The organism is Protofrankia symbiont of Coriaria myrtifolia (genome assembly GCF_900634755.1).
GTDB classification, from domain to species: domain Bacteria; phylum Actinomycetota; class Actinomycetes; order Frankiales; family Frankiaceae; genus Protofrankia; species Protofrankia coriariae.
In genome coordinates, this window is the sequence record NZ_CAAAFS010000229.1 from 1 (window position 1) to 9,821 (window position 9,821).

General features: G+C 70.8%; 6 protein-coding genes and 1 pseudogene. 2 read left to right on the top strand and 5 right to left on the bottom strand.

Translation table 11 applies throughout. The annotated features are described in order from the left end of the window. The first annotated feature begins 29 nt into the window (after window positions 1-29). A complete protein-coding gene (locus CM1CMNOD_RS12890; RefSeq protein ID WP_237702760.1) occupies window positions 30-332 on the top strand; it encodes a type II toxin-antitoxin system Phd/YefM family antitoxin in 303 nt (100 codons plus the stop codon). After that, window positions 329-736 (top strand): type II toxin-antitoxin system VapC family toxin, encoded by a 408-nt coding sequence (locus CM1CMNOD_RS12895; RefSeq protein WP_013874053.1) that lies wholly within the window; start codon window positions 329-331, stop codon window positions 734-736. The genes CM1CMNOD_RS12890 and CM1CMNOD_RS12895 overlap by 4 nt, the downstream gene beginning before the upstream one ends. A gap of 142 nt (window positions 737-878) precedes the next feature. On the opposite strand, the gene CM1CMNOD_RS12900 is transcribed toward CM1CMNOD_RS12895, so the two are convergent. From CM1CMNOD_RS12900 to CM1CMNOD_RS12920, 5 genes and pseudogenes are all read right to left on the bottom strand, one after another. Further along, window positions 879-1,097, bottom strand: coding sequence for a DUF6343 family protein (locus CM1CMNOD_RS12900; protein WP_013874054.1), 219 nt, complete (start codon window positions 1,095-1,097; stop codon window positions 879-881). Window positions 1,098-1,230: 133 nt separating this feature from the next. Next, window positions 1,231-2,493, bottom strand: a complete 1,263-nt coding sequence (gene serS / locus CM1CMNOD_RS12905; RefSeq protein ID WP_013874055.1) for a serine--tRNA ligase — start codon at window positions 2,491-2,493, stop codon at window positions 1,231-1,233. Between the two features lie 289 nt (window positions 2,494-2,782). Continuing rightward, window positions 2,783-4,225, bottom strand: a complete 1,443-nt coding sequence (locus CM1CMNOD_RS12910) for a glutamate synthase subunit beta (protein WP_013874056.1) — start codon at window positions 4,223-4,225, stop codon at window positions 2,783-2,785. 398 nt (window positions 4,226-4,623) lie between these two features. Then, a complete protein-coding gene (gltB, locus tag CM1CMNOD_RS12915; RefSeq protein ID WP_013874057.1) occupies window positions 4,624-9,195 on the bottom strand; it encodes a glutamate synthase large subunit in 4,572 nt (1,523 codons plus the stop codon). A 430-nt stretch (window positions 9,196-9,625) separates the two neighbouring features. Next, window positions 9,626-9,821 (bottom strand): annotated as a pseudogene (locus tag CM1CMNOD_RS12920) (prolipoprotein diacylglyceryl transferase); the annotation flags it as partial.

Here is a 9,821-nt window from a genome sequence, read left to right on the forward strand (position 1 = left end):
CCCCCTGTAGAGCCATAGCGTAGAATGGCGTGTTCTACACTGGACCCATGCGGCAGGTAGGAGTACGCGAGCTGAACCAGAACACCAGTCAGGTGATCGAACGGGTACGCCGCGGCGAGACAGTGGAGGTGACCGATCGCGGCCATCCGGTCGCACGCCTCGTCCCCGTCGAACGTGAGTTGTCGGTACTGGAGCGCCTTGTCGCCGAGGGCCAGGCTACTGCGCCCTCAGTCCAGGTAGGCGAACCACTCTCCATGCCACCCGTACTGGGCGACCCGGCCGTGGACGCCGCCGCGGAGCTGGCCGCGGCCCGCGAGGACGAAAACTGGTGATCTATCTCGACTCTGCCGCCGTGATCAAGCTGGTCCGCGCGGAGCCCTTCACCGTCGACCTGCTGGACTGGCTGGACGCCCACCGTGCCCTACCGCTGGTGTCGTCGGTCCTGGTCGAAGTCGAGGCGTCCCGCGCGCTGCGCCGCTGCGCCCCGCAGGCTCTGGGCAGGCTACCGGTCACCCTTGCCCGGCTGTACCGGCTGGAGATCAACGCCACGGTCCGAGCCGTCGCGGCCGCCTACGATGACCCACAGCTGCGCTCCCTGGACGCCGTTCACCTCGCCACCGCCACGGTGCTGACCGACCAACCCGGCGCCAGGCTGGAGGCGTTCGTCACCTATGACAAACGCCTGCTCGCGATCGCGGCCAGGGCCGGACTTCCCACCGCCAGCCCCGGTGCCTGAAGGCGTAGGTGGTTTCGGTCGTCCTGACAGCCCTTTCTACCTACGCGTTCCGCTGGTGTAGGTGGTTGCGGTTGCTCCGGTGACGGTTTCCACCTACAGCTCGGGTGTTGGGGGTCCGGAGAGGCAGGCGGGCAACGGGTGTTCACCAGCGGTGTTCGCGGCGGACGCGGCGGACGATGACGAACAGATCGACCACGGCGGTCAGGGCGACCAGGCCGAGCAGCACGGCGAGCGCTGGCTGGTCCCGGACCGCGAAGTAGGCGCACATGGCCGTGGCGAACAGCAGCCCGAACAGGGCGAGAGCGAAACGCAGGCCCAGCGCGCTGCGGGCGGGAGGATACCCACCCGGACCGCCGTTCACCCCGGCCCGCCCGCCGTCACGGCATCCCCGTCGTTCACGTGCAGTGGTGTGCCCACGACAGTCCAGCGTGAACGTGCCCGGCCGTGCCGGTTCCGGCGGGGGATGGCGCGCCTGCCCGGTTGACCCGGCCGGTTCAGAGCAGTTCGCGGTCGCCGAGGTAGGGGCGCAGGACCTTGGGGATGCGGACATGGTGCTCCGCCGTCTGGAAGTTCTCCAGGATGGCGGCCAGCAGCCGCGGGGTCGCCACCGCCGTGTTGTTCAGGGTGTGGGCGAAACGGACACGCCCCTCGGCGTCCTTGTAGCGGATGTTCGCCCGCCGCGCCTGCCAGTCGTGCAGCGTCGAGCAGCTGTGGGTCTCTCGGTAGCGCTCCAGCGACGGGAACCAGGTGTTGATGTCGTTCATCCGGAACTTGCCCAGGCCCATGTCGCCGGTGGCGCACTCCACCACCTCGTAGGCCAGCCCCAGGGACTGCAGGACGGTCTCGGCCGTGTCCAGCAGCTCGGCGTGCCAGTGGGCCGACTGCTTCTCGTCGGCCTCGCAGATGACGAACTGCTCGACCTTCTCGAACTGGTGGACCCGCAGCAGCCCGCGCACGTCCCGCCCGGCACTGCCGACCTCGCGGCGGAAGCACGGCGAGATCCCGGCGTAGCGCAACGGAAGGTCACGCAGGGGGAGCATCTCGCCGGCGTGCAGGCCGACCAGCGCGACCTCGGCGGTGCCGGCGAGGAACAGCTCGTCGGCGGGCAGCTCGTAGATCTCCTCGCCGTGCCCGGGCAGGAAACCGGTGCCGACCAGCGCCTCCCGTTTCACCAGCGACGGCACCGAGACCAGCCGGAAGTCCCTGTGCGCGAGCAGGTCCAGCGCGTAGGAGTGGACCGCCCGCTCCAGCAGCACCAGCGGCCCGGCCAGCGCGTAGGCGCGCTCCCCCGAGACGTTGCGGGCCCGTTCGAACTCCGCCCAGCCGCGCTTCTCGGCCAGTTCGACATGGTCGAGCGGGGTGAAGTCGAACGCCGGCCGCTCCCCCCAGACCCGGATGACGGTGTTCGCGGACTCGTCCGGGCCGACCGGGGCACCGTCCCACGGGATGTTCGGGGTGCGCAGCAGCAGGTCCCGCAGCCGTTCGCCGGCGGTCTCCAGCTCGTCGCGGGTTTCGCGCAACTGGACGTCGAGGGCGGCGGAACGCTCCCGCAGCCGCTCGCGGCCGGCGGCGTCGGCGCTCTTGAACGAACCCGCGAGCTCACGGCGCTCACGTTGCGCCGTGTCCAGGGCGTGCTGCAACGATCGCACACTGCGGTCGAGAGCCAGGATGCCGTCGACGTCGAGGTCGACCCCCTTGACGCGAGCGGCCTCGCGCACGACATCGGGATTCTCCCGGATGAACCGCCTGTCCAGCATCTGGCTCCTGTGCCCTCCAGCGGGGTGCCTTACAGCGCCCTGCCCTGTCAGCGGGGCGCCTTACAGCGCCCAGTGGCCTGTCAGCGAGGCGCCTTGCGACGCCCGGTGGTTCCCTCCGTCAGGACGCCTACGGCGCCCTCGCACGGACCACCACGGATATGTAACGTCGCCGAAAAGCCTACAGCGCCCGCCAGGGCCCACCGTCGATCACCGCATGGGAGACACGGACCGTAGCCCGTGCCAGACACCCGGAGATAGTCCCGGATTCCCGCTTCGCGGGAATCCGGGACTATCTCCGGGTGGGGGTGACCGGCTCGGGCAGGTCGGTGCTGCCGCGCAGGTAGCGGTCGACCGCGGCGGCTGCGGACCGGCCCTCCGCGATCGCCCACACGATCAGCGACTGGCCGCGGCCCATGTCCCCGGCGACGAACACGCCCGGGACGGAGCTCGCCCAGCCGGCGTCCCGGGCGACGTTGCCACGGGCGTCGAGGGCCACCCCGAGCTGTTCGAGCAGGCCCGTCCGCTGCGGCCCGGTGAAGCCCATCGCCAGCAGCACCAGCTCACAGGGCAGCTCGATGTCGGTGTCGGGCACCTTCTCGAAACGACCGTCGACCAGTCGGACCTCGTGCATGCGCAGCGAGCGGACCCGGCCCGCGGCGTCACCGAAGAAACGCTCGGTGGAGACGGCGAAGACGCGCTCGCCGCCCTCCTCGTGCGCGCTGGACACCCGATAGACCACCGGCCAGGTCGGCCACGGGTTGGCCGCCGGCCGCGACCGCGGCGGCCGCGGCATGATCTCAAGCTGGTGCACGGAGCGGGCACCCTGGCGCAGCGCGGTACCCAGGCAGTCCGCGCCGGTGTCGCCACCGCCGATGATGACCACCCGCCGGCCGGCCGCGTTGATCGGGGACGCGGCGAGGTCACCCTGCTGGACCCGGTTCGAGGGCACCAGGTACTCCATGGCGAGGTGGATGCCGTCGAGGTCGCGGCCGGGGATGCTCAGGTCCCGGCCGACCGTCGACCCGCCGGCGAGCACGACCGCGTCGTAGGAGGCGCGCAACTCGTCCCCGGTGATGTCGACGCCGACGTCGCAGGAGGCCATGAACACCGTCCCCTCGGCCCGCATCTGGGCGAGGCGGCGGTCCAGGACGTGCTTTTCCATCTTGAACTCGGGGATGCCGTAGCGCAGCAGGCCACCGATGCGGTCGGCCCGCTCGTACACGACGACGTTGTGGCCGGCGCGGGTGAGCTGCTGGGCCGCGGCGAGCCCGGCCGGGCCCGACCCGATCACGGCGACCCGCTGGTCGGTGCGCGTCGACGGCAGCACGGGGCGGACCGTACCGTCACCCCACGCCCGGTCGATGATCGACACCTCGACCTGCTTGATGGCCACCGGGTCGTCGGAGATGCCCAGTACGCAGGCGGCCTCGCACGGCGCCGGGCAGAGCCGTCCGGTGAACTCCGGGAAGTTGTTGGTGGCGTGCAGCCGTTCGATCGCGTCGTGCCAGTCGCCACGGCGCACCAGGTCGTTCCACTCCGGGATGATGTTCCCCAGGGGGCAGCCGTTGTGGCAGAACGGGATGCCGCAGTCCATGCACCGGGTGGCCTGGTCCCGCAGGGAGCCGGCCGGGAACGGCTCGTAGACCTCTTTCCAGTCGGTGATGCGCACGTCGACGGGCCGGCGCTTCGGCTGCTCCCGGTGGTGCCTGAGGAAGCCTGTCGGGTCAGCCATACCGCTCCTGTCGGGTGGTGGGATCCTGTCGGGTGACCAGGTGCTGTCGGGTGGCGGGACGCTGTCGGGTGGCGGGACGCTGCGCGCCGGGCGCCACCTGCCGACGTGTCGGCCGCGAAGGGCGGGTCGCGGGGGCGGCGTCGCGGGGGCGATGATCGACGCGGTTCGCGGGTGTGTCTCTCATCGGGCTTTTGCAGGATGTTTTACAAGGATTTCACGGACATGTCGACGGCGCCGGGGCCATCGGGCAACCGCCGAGAAGAGTGCGGGTATGTCATTGGACATATCGGATATGTACTGCGCGTGGACGGTGCCACCGGAGATCCTCCCGCCCGGCAGGCGTCACCCATCGCGACGCCGCCCGTCCGCGGATGAGCCGAGCGGCGTCCCGACCGGGCTCAGCCGCGGGCTGCCGTCATGATCAGATCATCGGCGGACAGCCCGTCCTCCTCCGCCTTCTTCATAGCCGCCAGCACGCGTTTGTAATCCCGTGGCATCACCTTGACGAACCGGGCCTGCTCGTCCTCCCACCGGCCGAGCAGGCCGGCCGCGACCGTGGAGCCGGTCTCCCGCCGGTGCCGGGCGATCAGTGTGCGCAGCAGCTCGCGGTCGTCGTCGTCCAGCGGCTCCACGTCGACCATCTCGGTGTTGATCCGCCGCCGCAGCGGTCTGTACAGGTAGGCGACGCCGCCGCTCATCCCGGCGGCGAAGTTGCGCCCGATGGGCCCGAGCACGACGACGGTACCGCCGGTCATGTACTCGCAGCCGTGGTCGCCGACGCCCTCGACGACGGCGGTCGCGCCCGAGTTGCGCACGCAGAACCGCTCGCCGACGATGCCGCGGAAGAACGCCTCGCCGGCGGTGGCGCCGTAGAGCAGCACGTTGCCCGCGACGGTGTTCTCCTCGGCGCGCAGCGGCGCCTCCTTCGGCGGGAAGACGATGATCCGGCCGCCGGAGAGGCCCTTGCCCGCGTAGTCGTTGGTGTCGCCCTCGAGGGTGAGCGTCACCCCGCGCGGCACGAACGCGCCGAAGCTCTGCCCGGCCGAGCCGGTGAACCGCAGCGAGATCGTGTCGTCGGGCAGGCCCCGCGCCCCGTACCGCCTGGTCACCTCGTAGCCGAGCATGGTGCCGACCGTCCGGTTGACGTTGCGGATCGGCATCTCCAGCCACACCGGCCGGCCGTCCTCGAGAGCGTCCTCGCAGAGCTGGATCAGGGAGTTGTCCAGCGCCTTGTCCAGCCCGTGGTCCTGGGCGGTCGTGCAGTGCAGGGCGCCGCCGAACGGTCGCTCTGGGCTGTGCAGCAACGGGGTGAGGTCGAGGCCCGCAGCCTTCCAGTGGTCGACGGCAGCCCTCGCGTCGAGGAACTCGACGTGCCCGACGGCCTCCCGCAGGGTGCGGAAACCCAGCGCCGCGAGGTACTCGCGCACCTCCTCGGCGATGAAGGTGAAGAACGCCTCGACAAACTCGGGCCTGCCGGTGAAGCGCTCGCGCAGCACCGGGTTCTGGGTCGCCACCCCCACCGGGCAGGTGTCGAGGTGGCAGACCCGCATCATCACGCAGCCGGCCACCACCAGCGGGGCGGTGGCGAACCCGAACTCCTCGGCGCCGAGCAGGGCGGCGACGACGACGTCCCGGCCGGTCTTCATCTGACCGTCGACCTGGACGACGATCCGGTCGCGCAGGCCGTTGAGCAGCAGGGTCTGCTGGGTCTCGGCCAGCCCCAGCTCCCAGGGGGCGCCGGCGTGCTTCAGCGACGTCAGCGGGGACGCGCCGGTGCCGCCGTCGTGCCCGGAGATCAGCACGACGTCGGCGTGGGCCTTGGACACCCCGGCGGCGACCGTGCCCACCCCGACCTCGGCGACGAGCTTGACGTGCACCCGCGCCCGGGTGTTGGCGTTCTTCAGGTCGTGGATGAGCTGGGCGAGGTCCTCGATGGAGTAGATGTCGTGGTGCGGCGGCGGGGAGATCAGGCCCACGCCCGCCGTCGAGTGCCGGGTCCGCGCGATCCACGGGTAGACCTTGTGCGCGGGCAGCTGGCCGCCCTCACCCGGCTTGGCGCCCTGCGCCATCTTGATCTGGATGTCGTCGGCGTTGGCGAGGTACTCGCTGGTCACCCCGAAACGTCCGCTGGCGACCTGCTTGATCGACGACCGGCGTAGGTCGCCGTTGGCGTCGGGGACGTAACGTTCAGCGTCCTCGCCGCCCTCGCCGGTGTTCGACTTCCCCCCGATCCGGTTCATCGCGATCGCGAGGGTCTCGTGCGCCTCGGCGCTGATCGAGCCGTAGGACATCGCCCCGGTCGCGAACCGTCGGAGGATCTCCGAGACCGGTTCGACCTGCTCGATCGGCACCGGCGGGCGCAGCCCCTCGCGCAGCTCGAACAGGCCGCGCAGGGTGGCGTTGCGCCGGGAGAGATCGTCGATGGTGGCGGTGTACTTCTTGAAGACCTCGTACTGGCGGCTGCGGGTGGCGTGCTGGAGCAGGAAGACCATCTCCGGGTTGAACAGGTGCACCTCGCCCTCGCGGCGCCACTGGTACTCCCCGCCGACGTCGAGGTCGCGGTGGGCGAGCTCGCTGGGCAGCGCCGCGTACGCCCGGTGATGGCGGGCCGCGACCTCGTCCGCGAGGACGTCGATGCCCACTCCGTCGAGCCGGGACGGCGTCCCGGTGAAGTAGGTCTCGACGAGCTGCTGGGACAGCCCGATCGCCTCGAACAGCTGCGCGCCGGTGTAGCCGGCCACGGTGGACACGCCCATCTTGGACATGACCTTCAGCACGCCCTTGCCGAGCGCCTTGATGAGGTTCTTCTGGGCCTGCTCCCGGGTGATCCCGTCCAGCTCGCCGGCGTCGAGGATGTTGTCGATCGACTCGAAGGCCAGGTACGGGTTGACCGCGGCCGCACCGTAGCCGAGCAGCAGCGCGATGTGGTGGACCTCACGGGCGTCGCCGCACTCGACGATCAGACCGACCTTGGTGCGGGTCTTCTCCCGGATCAGGTGATGGTGGACGGCGGCGGTCAGCAGCAGGGAGGGGATCGGGGCCTTGTGCCGGTCGCAGTCGCGGTCGGAGAGCACGACGATGCGGGCGCCGTCGGCGATCGCCTCGCTGACCCCGCGACAGATCTCCCGCAGCCGGCCGGTGAGCGCCGCCCCGCCGCCGTCGACGTCGTAGAGACCACGGACGGTCACCGCGGCGAACCCGGGCATGTCACCGTCGTCGTTGATACCAACGATCTTGGCGAGTTCGGCGTTGCTGATGACCGGGTACGGCAGGTGCACCAGCCGGCAGGACGCCGGTGACGGCGCGAGCAGGTTGCCCTCCGGGCCGAGCGTGCGCGCCAGACTGGTGACCATCTCCTCCCGGATCGCGTCCAGCGGCGGGTTGGTGACCTGCGCGAAGAGCTGGGTGAAGTAGTCGAACAGCAGCCGCGGGCGCTGCGAGAGCACCGCCATCGGGGTGTCGGTGCCCATCGACCCGATCGGCTCCATGCCGGCACGGGCCATCGGCGCGATGATGACCCGCAGCTCCTCCTCGGTGTAGCCGAAGACCTGCTGGCGGCGGCGCACCGACTCGTGCCCGTAGATGACGTGCTCACGTTCGGGCAGGTCGTCCAGGGAGATCAGGCCGGCGTGCAGCCACTCCTCGTAGGGGGCGGCGGCGGCCAGTTCGGACTTGATCTCCTCGTCGTCGACGATCCGGCCCTGGGCGGTGTCGATCAGGAACATTTTCCCCGGCTGCAGCCGGCCCTTCTGCACCACCTTGTGCGCGGGGATGTCGAGGACGCCGACCTCGGAGGCCATGACGACCAGACCGTCGTCGGTCACCCAGTAGCGGGACGGGCGCAGCCCGTTGCGATCGAGCACCGCGCCGATGACCGTGCCGTCGGTGAAGGCGATCGACGCCGGGCCGTCCCACGGTTCCATCAGCGTCGAGTGGAACTGGTAGAAGGCCCGCCGGGCCGGATCCATCTCGTCGTGGTTCTCCCACGCCTCCGGGATCATCATCAGGACGGCGTGCGGCAGGCTGCGCCCGGCCAGGTGGAGCAGTTCCAGGACCTCGTCGAAGCTGGCCGAGTCGCTGGCGCCGTCCGAGCAGATGGGGAACAGGCGGCTCAGCTCCCCCGGGATCAGGTCGCTGGCGAGCAGCGCTTCCCGGGCCTGCATCCAGTTGCGGTTGCCACGCACGGTGTTGATCTCACCATTGTGGGCCGCGAACCGGTACGGGTGCGCCAGCGGCCAGCTCGGGAAGGTGTTGGTGGAGAACCGGCTGTGCACCAGAGCGATGGCGCTGGCGAACCGGGGATCGTCAAGATCGGGGAAGTACGCGGAAAGCTGGTGGGTGGTGAGCATCCCCTTGTAGACGATGGTGCGCGCGGACAGGGAGGGGAAGTACACCCCCGCCTCCAGGCGGGCCCGCTTGCGCACGCGGAACGCCCGGCGCTCGAGGTCCATCAGGTCGAAGGACCCGTCGGCGGCGCCGTCACCAGCTGTGACACCGGTTGTGCCGCTGCCGCTGGCCGTGGGGGGCAGGCCGAGGAAGAGCTGGCGCATCCACGGTTCGACCTCGGCGGCGGCCCGGCCGACCATGTGGCTGACCACCGGCACCTCACGCCAGCCCAGGACCCGCAGGCCCTCCGCGCGTACGATCCGGCTGATCGCGCGGACCGCGTCGTCCCGGTCGCCGGCGATCTGCGGCAGGAACGCCGTCCCCGCCGCGTACTGGCCGGGCGGCGGCAGCGGGAAGTCGACGACGTCGCGCAGGAACGTGTCCGGGATCTGCAACAGGATGCCCGCGCCGTCCCCGGTGTCCGGGTCGGAGCCGGAGGCACCCCGGTGGTCAAGGTTGCGTAGCACGGTGAGGCCCTGTTCGACCAGCTCGTGACTGCGTCGCCCACGAACGTCGACGACGAAGCCGACCCCGCAGGCGTCGTGCTCGAACGTGGGGTCGTACAAACCTTGTGCGATCGACATCCGGCGGGTCCTGTCCGTCTTCAGGGGATCTCCAAGAGGCGGACGACGCTGTCCGGACGCGCCGCCGCGACAGGGAATGTCCCGGCCGGGCGCACTAACGAGTGTGCCACGTGCGCACTGGATCCGCCGTGATCACAAACGGGCTGGCTGCGGATGTGGCCAACCGGGCACTCGGTGGCGCCTCGGCCCCGAGGTGCGCCGGCCGGTCCCCGGGCATGCTGCGCTGACCGTACACCGACATCACGGACACCTTTCGTCGCTGTTTCCAGCGCTGCCTTCCAGCACTGTCCGCGACCGCTGTCAGCCGCCGACTGTCGGACTCCGGACACCTCGTTCCGCGTACTCTCCGTACTCTCCGTGTTCCCTGCGTTGTTCCCCGCGTTCTCCCGTCCTCCTCGTTTTCCGCCGTCGCGGCCGGGCGCCGCCCCGGTCAGGGTCGGTCGGACGGCTCGCTGGTCGCGGGGACGGCGGACTCCACACCCGGCAGCGCACCCGGCACACCCGGCGGCGCGGTGTCGGGCCGAGCCGGGCCGGCTTCCCCGTCCGGGCCGCCGCCTTCGGCCGCCGCGCTCCCCGCGTCACTCTCCCCGTCCGGGCCGTTGGCCTGGGCGGCGGCGTCACCGGAG

Excerpts from the sequence above, each read along its gene's own strand:
- serS (WP_013874055.1), bottom strand. The coding sequence starts at position 2,493 with ATGCTGGACAGGCGGTTCATCCGGGAGAATCCCGATGTCGTGCGCGAG.
- gltB (WP_013874057.1), bottom strand. The coding sequence starts at position 9,195 with ATGTCGATCGCACAAGGTTTGTACGACCCCACGTTCGAGCACGACGCC.
- CM1CMNOD_RS12910 (WP_013874056.1), bottom strand. The coding sequence starts at position 4,225 with ATGGCTGACCCGACAGGCTTCCTCAGGCACCACCGGGAGCAGCCGAAG.